Origin of the sequence: Cupriavidus sp. DF5525, assembly GCF_040149425.2 — a bacterium.
Taxonomy (GTDB): domain Bacteria; phylum Pseudomonadota; class Gammaproteobacteria; order Burkholderiales; family Burkholderiaceae; genus Cupriavidus; species Cupriavidus pickettii_A.
Window position 1 is genome coordinate 525,741 of record NZ_CP168267.1, and the last position, 18,313, is coordinate 544,053.

13 protein-coding genes are annotated in these 18,313 nt (G+C 68.7%); 12 read left to right on the top strand and 1 reads right to left on the bottom strand.

The annotated features are described in order from the left end of the window. Positions 1-144: 144 nt before the first annotated feature. Positions 145-1,161, bottom strand: a complete 1,017-nt coding sequence (locus ABNX08_RS36865; protein ID WP_374063721.1) for an IS110 family transposase — start codon at positions 1,159-1,161, stop codon at positions 145-147. Positions 1,162-1,938: 777 nt separating this feature from the next. Here ABNX08_RS36865 and ABNX08_RS36870 point away from each other — a divergent pair. From ABNX08_RS36870 to ABNX08_RS36925, 12 genes are all read left to right on the top strand, one after another. Next, entirely contained in the window at positions 1,939-2,871 is a 933-nt protein-coding gene (locus tag ABNX08_RS36870) for a BTAD domain-containing putative transcriptional regulator (protein ID WP_349605003.1), read from the top strand. A gap of 327 nt (positions 2,872-3,198) precedes the next feature. Next, positions 3,199-3,513 carry a hypothetical protein gene (locus ABNX08_RS36875; protein ID WP_349605002.1) on the top strand — a complete coding sequence of 105 codons (315 nt, stop codon included), beginning with the start codon at positions 3,199-3,201 and terminating at the stop codon, positions 3,511-3,513. Positions 3,514-3,552: 39 nt separating this feature from the next. Then, on the top strand, positions 3,553-8,196 hold the full coding sequence (locus tag ABNX08_RS36880; protein ID WP_349605000.1) for a papain-like cysteine protease family protein: 4,644 nt from the start codon (positions 3,553-3,555) through the stop codon (positions 8,194-8,196). A gap of 16 nt (positions 8,197-8,212) precedes the next feature. After that, a complete protein-coding gene (locus ABNX08_RS36885) occupies positions 8,213-9,223 on the top strand; it encodes a hypothetical protein (protein ID WP_349604999.1) in 1,011 nt (336 codons plus the stop codon). Then, entirely contained in the window at positions 9,223-9,477 is a 255-nt protein-coding gene (locus ABNX08_RS36890) for a hypothetical protein (RefSeq protein WP_349604997.1), read from the top strand. The genes ABNX08_RS36885 and ABNX08_RS36890 overlap by 1 nt, the downstream gene beginning before the upstream one ends. Beyond that, positions 9,474-10,283 carry a hypothetical protein gene (locus tag ABNX08_RS36895; protein WP_349604995.1) on the top strand — a complete coding sequence of 270 codons (810 nt, stop codon included), beginning with the start codon at positions 9,474-9,476 and terminating at the stop codon, positions 10,281-10,283. Before ABNX08_RS36890 ends, ABNX08_RS36895 begins: the two co-directional genes overlap by 4 nt. Then, positions 10,280-11,677, top strand: coding sequence for a S8 family serine peptidase (locus tag ABNX08_RS36900; RefSeq protein WP_349604994.1), 1,398 nt, complete (start codon positions 10,280-10,282; stop codon positions 11,675-11,677). The genes ABNX08_RS36895 and ABNX08_RS36900 overlap by 4 nt, the downstream gene beginning before the upstream one ends. Positions 11,678-11,692: 15 nt before the next feature. Continuing rightward, positions 11,693-13,630 (top strand): hypothetical protein, encoded by a 1,938-nt coding sequence (locus ABNX08_RS36905; protein ID WP_349604992.1) that lies wholly within the window; start codon positions 11,693-11,695, stop codon positions 13,628-13,630. 16 nt (positions 13,631-13,646) lie between these two features. Then, complete coding sequence (locus ABNX08_RS36910) at positions 13,647-14,699, top strand: hypothetical protein (protein WP_349604990.1); 1,053 nt, start codon at positions 13,647-13,649, stop codon at positions 14,697-14,699. A gap of 10 nt (positions 14,700-14,709) precedes the next feature. Beyond that, entirely contained in the window at positions 14,710-16,059 is a 1,350-nt protein-coding gene (locus ABNX08_RS36915; RefSeq protein ID WP_349604988.1) for a hypothetical protein, read from the top strand. A gap of 13 nt (positions 16,060-16,072) precedes the next feature. Continuing rightward, on the top strand, positions 16,073-17,305 hold the full coding sequence (locus tag ABNX08_RS36920; RefSeq protein ID WP_349604987.1) for a hypothetical protein: 1,233 nt from the start codon (positions 16,073-16,075) through the stop codon (positions 17,303-17,305). Positions 17,306-17,341: 36 nt separating this feature from the next. Then, on the top strand, positions 17,342-18,301 hold the full coding sequence (locus tag ABNX08_RS36925; protein ID WP_349604986.1) for a hypothetical protein: 960 nt from the start codon (positions 17,342-17,344) through the stop codon (positions 18,299-18,301). The last annotated feature ends 12 nt before the right edge of the window (positions 18,302-18,313 follow it).

Sequence of the window (18,313 nt, forward strand, 5' to 3'; positions counted from 1 at the left end):
GCCTGCGCAACGCCAGTCAAGCGTGGCTCATTGTCTAGGCGACCCGGCTATCTGCAAACAGGAGGCGGGGCAAAGGGAGGACCCAATCAAAACCATGGCTTTTCACCAGTCACGTTACCGGGCTCGTTCCCCTTGCACCGCCTTTTAGCCAAAGCAGCGGGTTACGTCAAATGGCTTGTGCTCCCGAAGCATGTGATAGCAGGCGCGCGCCAGCTTGTGCGCCAGCGCCTTGATCGCGATAATCCCGTTACGTGCGCGTTTCTTGCGCTCGTAAAAGCGTCTAGCTTCCGGGCACGAACGCATGGCGAAGTTGGCCGCCTCGACAAATGCCCACGCCAGATACTTGTTGCCGTTCTTTGTGTTGCCTTCGCCTTTCTTCCTGCTGTTGCTTTCGCGCCGGCTGTCCACACAGCGGCAGTACGAACTGAAATCACCAACCTCGGTGAAACGCGAGATGGTTCCGGTTTCCAGCATGATCGTGGTTGCGAGAACCGGACCAATGCCAGGCACCGAGTTCAGCAACACGTAGTCGGGTTGCAGTTTCACCCGCTCCATGAGACGCTTCTCGAGGATTCCGATCTGCTCCTGCAAGGTTTGCATCACCGCCAGATTGGCCTTCATCGCGAGCGCTACGTCCGGTGCAAAGCCGAATTCGCTGACCTGTGTCTTATCCAGATGCTTGACCTGTTCACCCCGCATCTGCCCACCAGTGTGGCGTGAGAACAGGTTCTCGATCGCGAGGATCTGGGCCGTACGACACTGCACCAGTTGCATGCGCTTGCGCGAGAGATCGCGCACCGGACGTTCTTCTGCTGGATAAATGTAGCCTTCTGGCAATAGCCCCAGACGCAGCAGTTGTGCGAGATGGGCTGCATCCGCGAAGTCCCCACTATATTTCAGCCCCTCGTACTGCTTGATCGCTGCGGGGTTCGCCAGATGCACCTGGTAGCCATCTTTCATCAGGTCATCAACCAGCCAGTACCAATTAAACGTGGCTTCGATTACCACCCCCACCAGCTCGTCACGATGCGGCGCCAGGGCCGTCCGGATCTGGACCGGATCGTTTGGTAACCGCCGCTGGTAGATAACCCGGTCAGCTTCATCGCTGACCACAACCACACTGTTGTTCGAGTGCAGGTCGATTCCACTAAACTTGTTCATGCCGGCCTCCTGTGCGTCACGTCGGTGTTCGCATCTCGACTCTACGCCAGCCGTTCGACCCGAACGGAGGGGAGGCCGGCTATATGATTATCAAAGCCGTGTAGTTCGGCACTGGCAAATCAGCCGCCCGGCACACCGCTGAGACCCGCATCAATTCAAGGCGGCATCCACCGGCGGCGCGCAACCGCCTCAACGCCGTGCTGTTTGCTGCATGCTCACCGGCGTGGCCCCGGGGCGCCGCGCTCGGCAGAGCCGCGCTGTCGAGGTTTGGCGGGATGGGTGTGACGGGGCTGGCCACGGCGTCGGCGCTAGTGGCGATCAGCGTGCGCATGGCCGCGCGAGGCGACGCTGATGCGTGTCCAGCGTCATAACAGCCGTTCGCCGGCCGACCCGGGCACGCGAGTCTCGCCTCACAGTTAAAACCTCCCGAAATTCTGATCTGTATTTTTTTTACTTGCCGCCAATGGGTTGGCCGATAGAGTTATGCAAGGTGGAGCAATCACCGTCTTCCCATCGTCTTGCCGGAGATCCGGCAAGACGATGGGCATCTGGCGCTCAGGCACAGGCGTTGCACGAACGAGGTCGGCCGAGAAGCGGCCGTGGAGGTCCGCGATGAACAAGAGTGTCTACCCGCGCTTCCCCGCTCAAGCATTGGCAGACCGTTCACCAAGCCGGCCGGCACCGGCTCCAGTGGACCGTCGACCACGCCGGTTCCTGCGCTGATCCGCTGCTTCCGGCTACCGGATTTCTCATACCCCCACTATGCTGCAATTGCACTTGTTCGGCGTAGTATCGTACAGCGTCGACCCTGGCGATGCCGCCGCCGACGTGGTGCCCACGCATGTGAGCGGACGTCCTGGCTGCCTGCTGGCCTACCTCGCGCTGGCGCGGGGCCGGTACTTCAGCCGCAGCGAACTGGTCTCTGTGCTGTGGGCGGAGCAGGCCGATTCGGTGGGCAACGGCACGTTCAACACCGTGCTATGGCGCCTGCGCAAGCTTATCGAACGGCCGCCGCTGTCGCCGGGATCGCTGATCGCCTGCGACCGGCGCGGTGCCGTCGGGATGCACCTGCAGGCACCCGTGCAGCTTGACGTGGAGGCGTTCGCGCAACGCGTGCTGCCGGTGCTGTCCAGGCCGCTGGAGCGGATGTCCGAAGCCGACGTGGAAGCACTACGTGCCGCTATTGCTCTCTACACCGCCGACATCCTCACCGACCTCGCCGACGAGTGGGCACTGCGCGAGCGCGAGAAGCACCGGCGCTATTATCTCAATGCGCTGGGCCGCATGATGCAGGTCTGCTCGCTGGCCGGCGACTATGCCTCGGCCATTCGCTACGCCCAGGCGGTCCTCGACCGCGACGCGCTGCGCGAGGACGTGCACCGCGAGCTGATGCGGCTGTTCATGCAGAGCGGCCAGCGGGCGCTGGCGCTGCGCCAGTTCGAACTATGCCGCGCCGCGCTCCGGCAGGAACTTGCGATACAGCCGATGCCCGAGACGTTCGTGCTGTACCAGACCATCGTCCAAGGCGCGCTGAGCGCCGAGTGCGGAGCGCCTGCCCACGGCATGCCGACGGCGGTGTTGAGGCTGCCGGCGCTGATCGATCCGCCCGTGCAGCGCACCACGCTGTCGCCCCGCGAGCTGATTGAGTCGGCACGGCTACACCTGGCGCGCGCCGACGCGCAGCTTCAACTGAGCCTGCCGTTCCTGTAGTCCTCCCGCTGTCATCCCACGGTCGTTCCGCTGTCATCGCGCTGTCGTTCCGCTACACCTGCGGTCCCGCCTTGCGCTGCCCCGGCGCGCCCACCCATGGTCCTCTCCTGTGCCGTCGCGTGCCATCCTGCGGCTGGCGCGTGCCATCCTGCGGCTGCCTGCTGCCGCCCCGGCATCACGCGCATCACCTCCATCACACCGGTATCACGTCGCGTCACGGCCGCGCGTGATGCACGTGATATCGGCGTGATGCCGGCGTGATCGGGGGGTGACGCCGCGCGCCAAGACTGGATTCCAGTCCACCGTCGTCGCAGGGAGTTGCTCTCGATGTCACTGCTGGAAGACCACAGCGCCTCATTCATCGTCCGCGTCTGGCGCGAGCGGGGTGAGGGGCAGGCGGTGTCGCAGGAGTGGCGCGGCTCGATCGAGCACGTGCAATCCGGCCAGCGGTCGTTCTTCCGGGACCTGGGCGCGATCGCGCGTTTCATGCGACCGCATCTGGAACAGCTCGGGATCGAGGCGCCGATGCGCTTCTGGGAGCAGATGACATCCGACCTGTTCGATCCGTCCGACGCCGCCGGGCCGCAAGACAACCCGCCCGAGCCGCGGCCTGCACGGGCAGCGGGGCGGCGCAAGCGCTGAAGCCAGGGTCTTGCCGGGCCAAGCATCCAGGAGAAGGTCATGCCCCTCATTCGCGTCAATCGTGAGTCCGTCAACGACCGCTTCAGCGTGCTCGGCTTCACCGTGCGCACCGAGAGTCCGTTGTTCGAGATCGGCATCGCCACCGATCCGGCGCTGTTCCAGGCCGAGAACCGCGCGCACCGCACGCGGCGCAACTTCTACTCGAGCCGCAGCGTGGGCGCCTTGCGCGCACGCCGCGGCGAGGCCGTGTACCTGGTGCCGCCGGACGTGCTGGCGAACTTCGTCGGCCGGTCCCGGCTGTACTTCGGACTCGCCACCTATCGCGAGAACAGCGGCGGCGTGCCTGACTGGGTGCAGTCGCCCACCGAGGGCCATATGTACGTGGACCTGAGCGGGCTCACGGAGCGCGGACTGCGCCGCGTGGCCGGCCGGTCCTTCGGCGCTGGCGCCTATGGCGCGGTCAACGGTCATGATCCCAGCCTGGACTGGGGCGGCGATGCGCAGCCCCAGATACAGCCCCCTGCGTCTCACCCGGTGCAGGCGCAAGCGCCCGCGACGAACAAGGTGGCTGGTGCCGCGCGGCCCGGCAACGGCGCCGCAACCACCGGCAACGGCAAGGCCGCCGCGCCGGTTGCGTCGGTTGCGAGCGCACCCTATGACGACGGCTTCGGCGACTTCCCCGCGGCCAAGGCCGAGCACCCGCCGGCCGCCACACCCGTCCCGCCCGCGGGCGCCGGGCACGCCACGGCGCAGGCATATGCGCGCCATCCCCGCGCACTGGAGGCGGAGGACGACGCGCACGGCATCGACGGCCCGGTGCCCGACGATGAGGCCACGGCACAGGCCCAGGAACAGGCGGCCCATGCGCTGGAGGCGCCGACGCCGGAATACCTCGGCGCGAGCCGCTTCGCTCCCGCGCATCCGTCGAACTTCCGCGCGGTCAGCGCGCCGCGCGAGGTCAACCAGATCGTCATTCACATCACAGACGGCGGCAGCCGGATCGCCGGCACCATCGGCTGGTTCCAGAACCCGAACCAGCGTAATGCGCGCGGCAACCCGATTCACGTCAGCGTGCACTACGTGGTCGGCCGCGACGGCGAGGTGGTGCAGATGGTGCGCAACAATGACGTCGCCTGGCACGCCAACGTGGCCAATGCCCACAGCATCGGCATCGAGCACGTGGCCAACACCCGCGGCCTGCTGCCGACCGAAGAGCAATACGCTGCTTCGGCGAGGCTGGCCGCCTGGCTGTGCCGGCAGTATGGCCTGCCGATCGACCGCGTGCACGTGCTGGGACACGCGGAGGCCGACACGCATACCACCCATACGGACTGCCCGAATGCCGTGTGGGATTGGGACCACTATATGGACTGCGTGCGCGAGGCCGCGGCCGCCCCGGCAACCGCGCAGGGCCTGGGACGCCCCAACGGGCTTGCCTATGCCCGTGCGCAGGAGATCATCCAGCCGTACTACGACCCGGCCGACCCGGCCAGCGCGCTCACGTGCCAGAACGACGCCTTCAGCGAGGCGCGCGAGGAATGGTTCGCCGGCGTGCCCCACACCACGCTGTTCCCGCATTCGGCGATTTGCCAGTTGCGCATGACCGCGCCGGACGGCAGCCGCTACATCGGCACCGGCTTCTACATCGGCGCCAACCGCATCCTGACGTGCGCGCACAACCTCGATGGCATGCAGAGCGTGACCATCATCCCTGGACGCAATGGTGCGGAGAATCCCTTCGGCGAATGCACGGTGAACCAGTGGCGCATCGCGCGGCCGCCATATACGGGCGACGGCAACTGGGAGAACGACCTCGCGGTGATCGACAATGTGCCGCTCGCCGCGCCCGGTGGGCAATGGTTCGAATACCTGAACGCGACGCCGTCGGACCGGCTGCCGATCGTCGTCTGCGGCTATGCAAAACGCTCGGTCACGATCCCCGAGCTGACGCAGGTGATCGACGGCGACAAACAGCATCTGCACGGCGGCTATGCGGCCAGCCAGAGCAACGGTGAGGTGATCGAGTACCCGATCCTGACGCTCAAGGGCAACAGCGGCTCGCCGGTCTACCACCTGGACAACAGCAGCGGCACGCTGCGCGCGCTGGTCTGCGCGGTGCATGTGACCGGCGAACCGGCGGCGCAGGGGCTGAACCGAGGCTGCTTCATCACGCCGAACAAGATCGACTGGATCGAAGGCCGTGCGACCGCCTTCGCGCTCGGCACGGCCCGCGCGCTGGACGTGCCGCTCGACCCGGGCGAAGGTGGCCGCTCGATCGGCCTCGACGCGCTGCAGCCCGCTGACATCATCGTTTCGACCGCTCGCCATCCGGTTTCGTACGCGATCCGCCTCGGCACCATCTCGGCCATCAGCCACGCGATGCTGTACGTGGGCGACGGCAAGGTCATCGAGGCGATTGGCAGCGGCGTGCGGGAGGTGCCGCTCGCAACGGCGATCGGCGACGCCATCCTGGCAGTGGCCTATCGGCATCCGTCGGTCGATGCCAGCCATGCGCAGGCGATCGTCGACCACGCGCGCTCGCGCGTCGGCTCGCCGTACAACTACGCCGGCGTGGCCTTCACCGGCTATCGCATCACCAATCCGCTGCCGGCGCGCGTTATCGACGCGCTTGCCAGTCGGCTCGGAACGGAGGTTGGCCAGGCGGGCGCCGCCTACTGCTCCGAACTGGTGTTCGAGTCGTTCACGCAAGGTGGCCTGCCGCTGGTGGCATCGGCGCCGGGAGCCAGTACGCCAGACGACATCGTGCGCCTGACCAGCGGTCTGCTGCAGTACGTGGGCCACCTGAAGGGCGAGGACGTGCCGTTCGGGATTCCGCTGTCTCTGGCGCAGGGCAGGGGCGCGGCGCGCGCACTGAGCCAGTCCTTCTCGCTGCACTGGGACGATACACCCTACCAGCCGCAGAGCACCGAAAACTCGTGCTGGGCCGCCACCGGCGCGATGGTGGTCGGCTGGCGCGATCGCGTCTGCATCCCCGACAGCGAGATCGCAGCTATGGTGCCGGTGTTTGATGCTTTCAACAACGGCCTGCCGCCGTCGAACCGCATCACGCTGGCTGAGGCCTGGAACCTGGTGGCCGAGCCACCCGCCTCCTATGCGATCGAGGGCTTCCGCCAGATGCTCGCCAACTACGGGCCGCTCTATGTCGGCATGCGCGCCAGCGCGCAGGGCGGCGGCCATGCCCGCGTGCTGGTCGGCATGGAGAGCGGCGGCGCGGAGGACGGTTCCGACACCACGATGTTCCTCTACGATCCATGGCCGGGTACGCCGGGGCGCATCCGCATGGCATTCGGCGAGTTCGTGCAGTTCTACGAGGGCCGCATGACGACGACCGGCGGCGTGGTCGACGTGCAGATCCTGCATGCCGACGGCGCCCAGGGCCGCTCGCCGGCTACCGCCGCGCCGTTCTCGCTGTCGCTGGCGGCCTCGCAGCTCCGCGCGCCGGGCGAAGCCCGTGACGCCGTGCGGCCCGTGCTGCGCGCGGTGCCGTCGGCCAGGCCGCCCACCCGTCCCCGCGCGCTCTCCGACGAGACCACCGACTACCCGATCACGTTGATCCCGCAGCCAAACAAGCTTGCCTGCTGGGCCGCCGCGATGGCGATGCTGCTGTCGGTCCGCCGGCACCAGTCCATCGATCCCGAGACACTGGCGCGCGAGGTCGGCAGCTCGCTGATGACCTCCTACGGCATGGAGTTGCTGCAGGCGGTGCGCGACCGCTATGGCTTTGCGGCGATCGAGATGCCCTCGAACACCAGCCTGTACTTCTCGCCCGCGCAATGGGCCCAATGGCTGCGAGACTTCGGCCCGCTGTGGGTCGTGATCGTCGGCATGCCGCACGCGGTGATCGTCAGCGGCCTGCGCGGCAATACCGGCGACGCCAACGCCTGCCAGGTGAAGATCCTGAACCCGTGGGACACGCGGGTCAGCTTCGACGACGATCCCACTGAGTTCCATCCGGCCAACCAGGGCTATGCCGACTGGCTGTCGTTCCAGCAGTTCACGTCCGACTTCGGCAACATGGCCGAGCCGGACTACGGCAACTGGCGCGTGCTGCATTTGCCCGCGCAGGGCGCCAGCGCACAGGGGCTCGCCTATGGCGGAAATGCGCATCGCGCCATCTCACCGGCGCACAGGCTCGCGCCGCCGCCGCGGCCGGTACGCGCGATGAGCCTGGAGGACACGCCACCCGCCGATGAGCCGATCGACCCGTCGCGCGTGCCGGGCACCACCATGCGCCGCCAGCGCGGCAGCCACGGGCGCGTGACGTGGGCACTGGATCAGCTCGACGGCGTGAAGCTGCCCGACCCCGCCGCCATGGCGGTGCCGGCGCTGGTGCCGACGACGATCACGCTGGCCCAATGGCCTTGCATCGGCCAGGATGCGGTGCCGCTGCCGCTGACTGTGCGCTTCGATGCGGGCGGCGGCGCGGTGGGCAACGTGCGCATCGGCGCCGGCACCGCGGCCGATACCGCCTACGACGTCACCGTGACCGCGACGATCGAGGACGACGCGCAGTCGTTGCCTGGCCTGCATGCGCCGCAGGCGGCGCTGCGCGTGACGATCGACTATGACTTCACCGGCGCGCCGGGCGGCGATGCCTCGGCGCGCGTGAAGCTGCGGCTGATCGGCAACGGCCGCTACGACCTGGACAGCAGCTGGCAATGAACGGGGCGGGGCGGCCATGACACAACGCACGCACGGCTCGATCTTTCCGCCTCACGTGAGCGGCGGCGCCCACGCGCGCGGCCTGGCCGAGGCCGCGCCAACCCCCGCCGCGCCGGCGCCCGCGCCCGCGCCGAAACCCCCGGCAACCGAATCCCTGGCCGGCCGCGCGGGCGCGCTGGTCAACGAGATCGACTTTCCAGGCTTCGTCGCCGGCCTCGTGCACGGCACCTTCGACGCGATTGTCGATGCCTCGATCCGGCAGATGGAGAGCTACTCCGGCCTGGTGGCGGCGGTGGCGAAGACGGTCGACCAGTTCACCGAGGAGAATGTCTCACCCAATCAGGCGCGCGACTGGCTCGCGCAGCGCTATCCCGGCGACGTGCGCGTGGCGCCGCCCACTGCCGAGCAGCCTTCGCCGCAGCTCGTGCCGACGGCCGAGGGGCTCACGCCTTCGTGGCTGGCCGATTATGGCGCCGGCGGCGAGGAACTGACCTCCGAGTTGCTCGAGGAGCGTGTGCTGCCGCAGGTCCGCACGCATGTCGGCGCCGAGCGCCAGCAACTCCTCGCCACGATGGTGATGCTCGGCATGAACCGCGTCGCGGTGAAGGACGGTTCCATCACCGCGAAGGTCATGTTCCGCGCCGCCGCTAACGACGTGGCGCGGGTTGGCTACGCCGCCGGCAGCGATCCGAAGAGCGTGGCGGACTGGGGCGAACGGGGCAGCCTGACATACAGCGGCGGCAGCTCGACGATGATCTCGACGCTGGGCGTCAATGCCCAGAGTGACACCAGCCTGCGCGCCGACCTGTTCGGCGAGGTCAAGCTTAATTTCGTCAGCGAGACGCTGCCGCTGGACAAGCTGGCCGATGCGGCGAAGATCGCGCTGGTGCAGCGCAATGCGGCGGTGGCCCGCGCGCCCGCGCCTCAATCGGCACCCGCCGCCGCACCTGCCGCCGCGCCCGTGGCATCCGCAAAGCTCGCTACCGCACCGGCCACGCCCGGCACACCGACGGGAGGCGGCGCCTGATGCTGCGCAGCCTCTCCACCGTGCTCGAAGACCTTCATGCGGGCATGCAGGCCGCGACGCGGCGGGCCGGCCACGGCGTGCGCATCGCACAGGCCGAGATGACGCTGCCGATGGACTGCGCGCTCGTGCTAGCGGATAGCGGCTGCACGCTGCTGGCCGACGTGGCGCGCAATCCGGCCGATGCGTCGTGGCGCGAGTCCGCCTCGCGCCTCGTGCTGCGCTGGGGTGAGATACCCACCGAGGAGTTGCCATGAACGCCGCGTTGCCGCCGCTGATGCAGGAGTCGGGCGTCCCGTTCGACGTCTTCATCCAGTCGCTCACGGAGCAACTGGACAAGGCCCAGGCCGCCATGGCCCTCAAGGCGCGCGTCGCCAAGCTGCCGCTAACCTTCGCGGTGAAGGACGTCTCGTTGGACTTGCGCGCCTTCGTGCAGATGGTGGACGACGACGTGTTCGTGCGTCCCGCCGGCCCCGGCGACACCGAGGCCAGCACGATCCGGCTCTCGCTGACGACGATCACGCGCTCAATGGTCGAGGAGAACGCGGTCGACTTCAAGGCCGAAGCCCCCGAGTTCTCGCTGCGCGAGGCGATGCAGGGGCAGCTGAGCGACGAAGACCAGCGCCGTCTGGAGCGCATCGGCGTGCGCACCGTGGAGCAGCTGACCGAATTGCGCAAGACCGCCGGCGCCGATGTGGTGGCGCGACTGGCCCGCATGCCGGTCAACCGGCTCCAGCAGGCCCTGTTGAGCGCCAGCGCGCCGCGCGTGACGCGCATCGAGGCCGCGCCAGCCGGCGGCCAGGCTGGCTCCCGCGTGCACCTGCAGGCGCCGGGCCTGCGCAGCGGACGCGTCCCGTATGTGCGGGCGGCGGGGCAAGACGTGCCGGTGGTCGAGTCGGATGAAGGGCGCCTGGTGCTGGCGCCGCATGCGATGCAACTCGGACTCGATGCCGAGATCGACTTCGGCGACGGCGAGGTCGCGCACGTGCCGCTGGCCGAGGGCAGCATCGGCCGCTGGGCGGCGGGTGCGCCGCGGGCGGGAGATCGGGGAGAGCGTCCATGAACGCCGGCCGGATCGACATGCCTCGCGTGCCGCGGCGTCTCGTGCTGACGCTGCGGCTCGGGGAGATGCCCGAGCACCTGCCCAGCCTGCGCGAGGTCCGCCGCGAGGGCGTGGAGATGGCCGCGCGCATCGATGGCGGCCCCATCGACCGGTTGCTGGCGCACCATGGTGGAGCCGCCCGGGCGGCCCGCCTGCACAGCGCCCGCGTCACGCGGCAGCAGCGCCCCGGCACGCCGGGCGCGCGCCGCTTTGACGAGGCCGAGCAACTGAGCGGCGTGGCGCGCGTGCTGCGGGTGGAGGTGGCCGACGACGCGGCCGTGCCGTCGCTCGTGCAGGCGCTGGCGCAGGTGACGCAGGTCGAGCGCGTGGCGCCGGACCGGGTCTGCACCACGCCCTTCGACAACCGGCCGGCCGAGGCACCGGCACGGCTGGACCCCGCCGCATCGCGGCGCCCGCGCACGCTGATCCGTCTGCCGCAGGCCCTGGCCATGGAATGCGGCGACCCCTCGGTGGTCATCGGTCTCGCCGACACCGGCGTGGCCCACTGCCATGCCGAACTCGCACGCCGCATGCGGCGCGGCTTTGACACGGTCGATCTGGACGCGGGCACCATCGGCGACCTGACGCTGGTGGGCGACAACGCGGTACGCGACGAAGAGCCCGACGACGAGGTCGGCCACGGCTCGGCCTGCGCCGGCATCCTGCGCGCCAGCGGCACCGGAATGCCAGGCGGCGGCGCGGGCCTGTGCGGCCTGACGCCGGTGCGCGTGCTCGGCGCGGCCCTGCAGGGCGGGCGGCGCGTGGGGATCGGCGCACTGGCGAACATCGACGCCGGCATGAAGCGGCTGATCGACCTGGGCGTGCGGGTCATCAACATGAGCTTTGGCACGCCCGAGTCCGCGCTCGCCGCCGGCGATCCACTGCCGCACGAGGAAGTGGTGCGCTACGCGCTCGCGCGCGGTGTGCTGCTGGTGGCGGCGAGTGGCAATTCCGGCGCGGGAGAGCGCTACTTCCCGGCCGCGCATGACGGCGTGATCGCGGTGGGCGCCGTCGAGGACTCGCTCGAGCCGTGCAGCTTCACCACACGGGGCGCGCACGTGGCGCTGTGCGCCCCGGGGCGCGACATCTGGACCTGCGGGCTCGATGGCTATGCCTGCGTCAGCGGGACCAGCTTTGCCGCGCCGTTTGTCGCCGCGGCGTGCGCGCTGCTGGTGTCGCACGCCGAATCGCGTGCCTGGCCGCTGGATCCGCGCAGCGCGCGCGAGATCCTGGTGGAGAGCGCACGCCCGTTTGCTTCCATCCGGGGCACCGAGGGCTGCGGCGCCGGTGTGCTCGACGTTCATGCCGCACTGACGCTGCTGGATCGACGCATCGATGCGGCGCTTGAATCTTGAGGAGGGAACCTTGCCATGGCCACCACGCGTAACAACAAGACCGTCCGGCCCGCCGCCCGCAGCGCGACCACGCGCAACGACCCCACTACCGGCCACAACCGGCCGCCAGTGCAAGGCGCCCGGGCGCGGCGGATCCTGGTGATCGACCTGAGCCAGCGGGAACTGCAGGAGCGCCAACGGCTGCGGACACGCGCCGACCGGCTCGAAGCCGTCAAGCGCACGGAGGAGGCCAGCGGCGGCCTCTCCGCCGAGCAGGAAATCGAACTTGAGCGCATCAACGCCGAGCTGGCAAGCGACCTGCCGGTCGATCCGTTCTACCAGGCCGTCGCCTCGGCGGTGGTCCGCCGGGACTGGGACGACCTGGTATCGAGCCCCGACTACATGCTCGAGCATGGCCTATTCGGCTCCCAGCAGCTGACGCACGTGATCGGGGGGCTGGGCACAATTGAGCAGGAAATTGCCTTCGTCTGTGGCCTGCTCGAGCTGGACGGTACCACGGTCCCCGGCGCGCCGGGCTTCATCCGCAAGGTGAGCGAGGCGCAGGGCGAGTACCGCCAGAACGAGGCCCTGTTCAATGCCGCCTACGAGACCTTTGCGCGGCGCTTCGAGGCCACGGTGCAGAGCCAGATCGACACTGGCGTGCTCGACCCGGACATCATCGGCTGCATCGAGCCTGGGTGGCGGATCTACGCGGACCCGAATGATCCCGAGCAACCCTACCGCCGCGATAGCAAGGGACAACTGCGCCCGCTTCCGCAAGGCTACACGTGGGCGCCGGCGCCGAACGAGCGCGTCAATGTGATGTCGGCGCGCAACATTGCCGCCGTGGTACGCAAGCTCACCGCCAATGGCGTGACGGCCGACGACGCGTGGATCAGCAGCCGCCTGGAAAGCGCCTTCAACATGCAGACGGGCGCGACGTCGGGCGGCTCGCCGTCGGCCATGGAAATCATGCTGCCGGACCTCGAGGAGCAGGTCGACATCGAGATTATCACCGAGAACCTGCACGCGGTTCAGGCCATCTACTTCACGTGGCAGCTCGAGGAAATGCGCCTGTTCCAGGTGGTGGAGCGCATCGTCGACCTGTTCCGCCAAGGCCTGCTGCCGCTGGGCAAGGGCTTCGCCGGCGACTACCTCTTCAACTACTACAAGAAGGCAGGCGAGCGCATCACCGAGGGCGAGCGCCGCGACCTGTACATGCGCGTGTTCGGCGCGCCCGGCGGCAATCCGTCCAACGAGCCGAACCGCGACTTCAACGAGCTGTGGCTGCGCTTCGTGTCGGCCGTTTCCAGCTTCGCACGCCAGCTCACGGTGGAACGCATGCTGCGCAATGCCGTGCCCATGGCCGTGACGCAGGAGCAGGTGCGCAAGGCCGGGCGCGACCTCGGCGCCAATCTCTCGCGCAACGGCTACGGCATCGCCTACTTTGCGGCCACCGAGCTGCAGCAGACGATCCTGGAGTTTCGCGACGTGCTGCAGAACGCCGAGCTGCGCAACGCCTTTGGCGCACGCGACATGTGGCAGGTGATTGACCAGGTCAACGTCAATTACCTCGGCGGCGCACGCAACACGCACCGGTACCGCACGCAAAGCCGCTCCGGCGCAGTGATCGTCCGCTGGATCGCCAACAACGTGCAGCGGCTCGCCAACGTGGGCGGCCCAGTGATCTACGTCGAGCAGATCATCAATCCTCAGCTGCGGGCGGCCAGCGGCAGCAACAACCCGACCGTCGATCCGACCGACTGGGACCTGGTGAACGCCTGCGAACAGTGGCTGGCGGTTGGCGGCGTGCAGGAGCAGAGCATCGAGCAGTACTCGCAGCCGATCGAGGCGCCAACGATGACCAGCCGGCCGATCGAGATGCCGCAGGTGGCGCGCGACGTGCTGAGCGGCATGGGTGTGGGCCTGAACGGCGACGGCCTGGCGGGCGGCGTCAGCATGCCGACCTTCTGATGTGCGGGAGACAGCCATGCCTTATATCGAAACTGCCAAGCGTCCGATGGCCACGCATGTGAAGCGGTCGCTGTCGGACGCATCGCGGGCCCTGGGTGTGCGCGATCCGCTGCCCATCATGGGCTCGCTGATCGATCGCACGTTCTCCCGGCCTGATGACGACGTCTCGTACGCCGACAACCGGCTGACGCCAGGCGCCGTGCCATTCGAACCCTCGTTCTCGGAGGCCGAGCCCGACACGCTGCGCTTCACGATCGAGCCGCTCGGCCCCGGCGCCTCGCCGGTTGACCGGCGCGACGAGGCCACGCGGGAGATGCGCCGGCTGATCGCCCCGTTGTTCGGCCGCGATGCGCTGCACTGGTTCGATGCGCGCAGCGAGGAGTGGCGCGGCATGAGCGGGCTGGGCTGGATGTCCTACGGCGCCTGGTTCGGCAGCGCCTTCGACGAAGACGGCCTGTATGCCGCGAAGATCTACTACGAGCTCGCACCCACGCAGATCGACGCGCTCGCGCCCGGCCTCGCGCGACTCACGCGGCTGGTGATGGCGGAGATGCCGGGGCTGATGCCGATCTTCACGTCGATCGGCTGCAAGCGCGACGCCGGCAGCCAGCGCGTGACCTTCATGCATCGCGGGCCGCTCGCGCTGGCGGCGCTCGGGCCGCTGATGAACCGGCTGGACATCGGGCACCAGTTGCCGAGCCTGATGCGCATCGTGGGCGTGGCGCTGGGCGGGCGCTTCGAGCTGCCTAACGGCGGCGTGCTGATCGGCCTGCGCGACACACCGAACGGCGTGGAGATGAAGCTCGAGGTGCTGCTGGCCGCGCTGCCTGACCTGCCGGCGCGTTTCGTCGACCTGCTGCGCCTGGGCCTCGCCGAGCGGCCGCGCCAGGTGGCCGCGCTCGAGCGGTGGCTGTCGGCGTTCGGCGTCGACGATGCCAGCGAGCAGGGCCATTTCTCGGTGCTGTCGGTGCGCGTGACGCCGCATTCGCAGGCGCGCATCAGCCTGTACGTGCGGCCGATCGAGTTCGAGATTCGCGACACGCTCGAGGAATCGCGCGATTTGCAGTAAGGAGCCCGCCATGCCCGCATCGATCTTCCCGTCCGGCGTCGCGCGACCGCCCGCCGCCCGGTTGCCGGCGAGCCGCGAAACAGTGGAGGCCGCGCGACACGCGGTGCGCAGCCTGCTGCAACGCAGCCAGGCGTTCAACGCGCTGCCCGAGGACAAGCGCCGCCAGCTCGCCCACGACCTGGTGCAGATCGGCAGCTATCTCGCCGAGCCCGACGGCATGCGCTTGAAGCGGCAGAGTCCGCCCGTGCGCGCGCTGGCCGATGACACGGCCGCCGAGCAGCCGCAGGAGTTCGGCCAGGCGGTCAAGGCGGGCGTGGAGAACATGGTAAGCCTGGTCCAGGGAGTGAATTTTCCCGGTTTCGTCTCCGGGCTGGTCCAGGGGGTGTTCCATTCCATCGTCGACAGCTCGATCCAGCAGATGGAGGCGTATGCCAAGCTGGTGGCGGACGTCAGCAAGAGCCTGAACCAGTTCCGCGACGACAACACCACCGACAACCAGGGCCGGGACCACCTGGTCGAACAGTTCCCGGACCTGTTCCAGCTGAGCACCGGCGACGATCCGTTCTCGGACTTCGGCGGCGATTCAAATGCTCCGCCGCAACCGCGCGTCGTGTTGCGCGAGGGCGTCGACGAAAAATCCGCGCTGGAGCGGCTGAACCGCTCGCTGCCACTGGAGCGGCCGCTGACGAGCCTCGATGACGATGTCGTGGAGGCTGCACTGGTGCCGGCCGCGCGCACAAGTGTCGCCACCGGCCGCCAGCAGCTGCTGGCGACGATGGTGATGATGGGCATCAACCGCATCGTGGTGACCGACGGCAAGATCTCCGCCAAGGTCATGTTCGACTTCCAGGCCAAGGACAACCGCAGGTACCGCTTCAGCGCGACCAAGTTCGACCACGAGAAGAATGCCGACGGCAGCCTCGCCACCACGTCCACTCGCGAGGGGACGATCGAGCAGAAAGGCGAGGATCATGCGCGCGGCGGCTCCTACTCCTACAGCAAGGACGGCTCCCAGTACGACGGCGGCACACGCGACGCCAGCTACTACGCGAAGGGCGATTACAAGTACTCCGAGCAGCCGGTCGTCAAGCTCACCAGCACGAAGCAGCTCATGGACGATTCCGCTCTGCAGACGAAGGCCCAGCTTGCCGGCGCGGTGGAGATCAACTTCAAGAGCGATTACCTGCCGATGGAGAAACTCGCGACGCCGGAGAACATTGCGGCGATCCAGATGAACGCGCAGCCCGGCATGGTGAAGAACCTGGCCGCACGGCCGCAGTCCGGCGCGGCCGCGCCAACGCCTGCAGCGGCGCCTGCGGCCCAGGCTCCCGCGCCGGCCGCGGCCACGCCGGTCCGTTGAGCGGGGCGACGCCATGGCTGCCGCAGCCGCCTCCACGCCGCACGAGCCCGCCTGGCTCGACGACGACACGCTTGCCGTCGTGCGCCCGCAGGTGCGCGAACTGCTGCAGCGCTCGCCGGGGTTCCGCGCGCTGTCGCCCAACCAGCAGCGCGACCTGGCACGCACGATGGTGCGCGTGGCGTCGTACATGGCGAACCCGGATGGACTCGCCAAGCAGGAGCTCACGCCGGGACGGGCGGTGCTGGCGCGCGCGCAGGACAGCGGCGTCGATGCGGCCAAGGGCAAGGCTTCGGACAAGGTGGGCACCTTCGCCGGCGCCGACTTCCAGGCCGGCGCGGTGCGCCAGGGCGTGGAGCAGTTCAGGAATCTCGTCGGCACGGTCGACTTCCCGAACTTCGTCGGCGGCCTGATCCAGAACGTATTCCAGGCCATCGTCAACGCCTCGATCCAGCAGATGAACGCGTACGGCCAGTTGCTGAAATCGGTGGCGCAGACGGTGGACCAGTTCGCGCAGGACAACATCAGCATGAACAATGCGCGCGACTGGCTGATCGACAAGTATCCCGACCAGATCGGGCTTGATGAGCAAGGCGCCGAAGAGGAGGGCGGCCAGCCGCGCCTGACAATGAAGGCGGAGGACGGCGACGCCGCGCTGGCGGGCATCAATACCGAGATGGGCATGGCGCAGCCCATCACCGACCTCTCGGACCCTGAGCAGGAGAGCCGTCTGGTCACCGCCGGGCGCCTGCAGATGGCGCGCAGCCGGCAGCAGTTGCTCGCCTCGATGGTGGTGCTGGGCATCAACCGCATCGTGGTGACCGACGGCGCCATCAACGCCAAGGTGGTGTTCGACCTGAAGGCCAGCGACCAGGCCCAGCGCCGTGCGCGGGCCTCGCTCTATGACAGCCAGTTGAGCGCGAACCGAAATACCACGGTGGCCGGGGGCGGCTTCCTCGGCTGGGGCGCGGCTACTGCCAATGTCAACGAGCAGCGCCACGTGACCACGGTAGGCTCCGCGGTGGACGAGACCTCTGAATCGAAGGCCGAGGTGAAGGCCAAGCTGAGCGGCGAGGTGCGCGTGAACTTCAAGTCGGACTACTTCCCGATGGAGAAGCTCGCCACGCCTGGCATGATCGCAGCGATCCAGGGCAACTCGCTGCCGGTGGACCCCAATGTCACGCCGTCGGCGCGCGGCGCCGCGGCCGGCGCACCGTCGCCCGCGCCGGCGGCGCCCGCCGCGCGATAAGGGGCGCGCCGCGACGCCCCGTCTTCGGATGACACCATGCCCGCTCCCTGCATCTTCCCGCCGACCACCCGCGCAGTGCACCGCATCGATCCGGCGCTGCTGCGCACGCTGGCGCAGGCGATGGACGCGGTGTGGCAGCTATCCGCGCGCCATGCCGCCCGCGCCGGTGCGCTAACGGAGCTGGGCGATATCGACCTGCCCGATACCGCGCCAACCACCGAGGATGCGCAGCACCTGGAAGCCATCGCGCCGCTGTACTTGGCGCACGAACTGGAACAGGCGGGGCTGCTGCGGACCGCGGAGCTGGTCGCGGGCCTGTTCGCCAGCGGGGCGATCACGCAGCCGCTGGGGCCATCCGCGCAACTGATCGCCGACTTCTGGTGGGGCCGGCGCGAGCGCCTTTCCGAGGCCGAGCGTCAGCAGCTCTTCGCCCAGGTGTTCGAGCCACAGGGCTTCTATCTGCTGATGCAGGCGCTGTGCGGCGCGCTGTCGGACCAGCTCGACAACCCGCCGCGCGCGAGCGACGTACACGCGCAGGTTGTGTTGCACGAGGCCGCCGAAGCGCTCGGCGGCTGGCTCGTGCCGCGTGCCGTGGGCATGGCAGCCTTCGCGGCGCAGGACATCGTGCATGCATTGTCGCAGGCCACGCACTTCCTGCGGGACCGGCTGTTGCTGACGGCATTCGGCGTACATGACCTATGGGGCCTGCTCGAGACCGTGGGAAGCACGCAAGGGCAGGGGACTGCCGCCATCCGCCAGCACGTGGAGCTGGGCCGGCAGGGAACGACGGTGCTGGCCTGGCTGGCCGGCGCGGTACCGGCCGGCTATGCCTTTGACCCGGCCAGCGCGCAGGGGCGGCAGCTCATGGCCGCCGCGTATGCCTGGCGGATGACCTGGGAGCGCGTCCGGGGCAGCGTTCCGGGCAGTTCCCAGGCCGGAATGCCGGCCAGCGCGGGGAACCCGCTGCCCGCGGCCGTTGGCCTGCCGGCCGCCTGACGCGGGGCGGTG

What these genes read in the sequence shown, in the direction of transcription:
- ABNX08_RS36880 (WP_349605000.1), top strand. Translation starts at nt 3,553, where the DNA reads ATGCCCCTCATTCGCGTCAATCGTGAGTCCGTCAACGACCGCTTCAGC.
- ABNX08_RS36875 (WP_349605002.1), top strand. Translation starts at nt 3,199, where the DNA reads ATGTCACTGCTGGAAGACCACAGCGCCTCATTCATCGTCCGCGTCTGG.
- ABNX08_RS36915 (WP_349604988.1), top strand. Translation starts at nt 14,710, where the DNA reads ATGCCCGCATCGATCTTCCCGTCCGGCGTCGCGCGACCGCCCGCCGCC.
- ABNX08_RS36885 (WP_349604999.1), top strand. Translation starts at nt 8,213, where the DNA reads ATGACACAACGCACGCACGGCTCGATCTTTCCGCCTCACGTGAGCGGC.
- ABNX08_RS36925 (WP_349604986.1), top strand. Translation starts at nt 17,342, where the DNA reads ATGCCCGCTCCCTGCATCTTCCCGCCGACCACCCGCGCAGTGCACCGC.
- ABNX08_RS36910 (WP_349604990.1), top strand. Translation starts at nt 13,647, where the DNA reads ATGCCTTATATCGAAACTGCCAAGCGTCCGATGGCCACGCATGTGAAG.
- ABNX08_RS36920 (WP_349604987.1), top strand. Translation starts at nt 16,073, where the DNA reads ATGGCTGCCGCAGCCGCCTCCACGCCGCACGAGCCCGCCTGGCTCGAC.
- ABNX08_RS36900 (WP_349604994.1), top strand. Translation starts at nt 10,280, where the DNA reads ATGAACGCCGGCCGGATCGACATGCCTCGCGTGCCGCGGCGTCTCGTG.
- ABNX08_RS36895 (WP_349604995.1), top strand. Translation starts at nt 9,474, where the DNA reads ATGAACGCCGCGTTGCCGCCGCTGATGCAGGAGTCGGGCGTCCCGTTC.
- ABNX08_RS36890 (WP_349604997.1), top strand. Translation starts at nt 9,223, where the DNA reads ATGCTGCGCAGCCTCTCCACCGTGCTCGAAGACCTTCATGCGGGCATG.
- ABNX08_RS36905 (WP_349604992.1), top strand. Translation starts at nt 11,693, where the DNA reads ATGGCCACCACGCGTAACAACAAGACCGTCCGGCCCGCCGCCCGCAGC.
- ABNX08_RS36865 (WP_374063721.1), bottom strand. Translation starts at nt 1,161, where the DNA reads ATGAACAAGTTTAGTGGAATCGACCTGCACTCGAACAACAGTGTGGTT.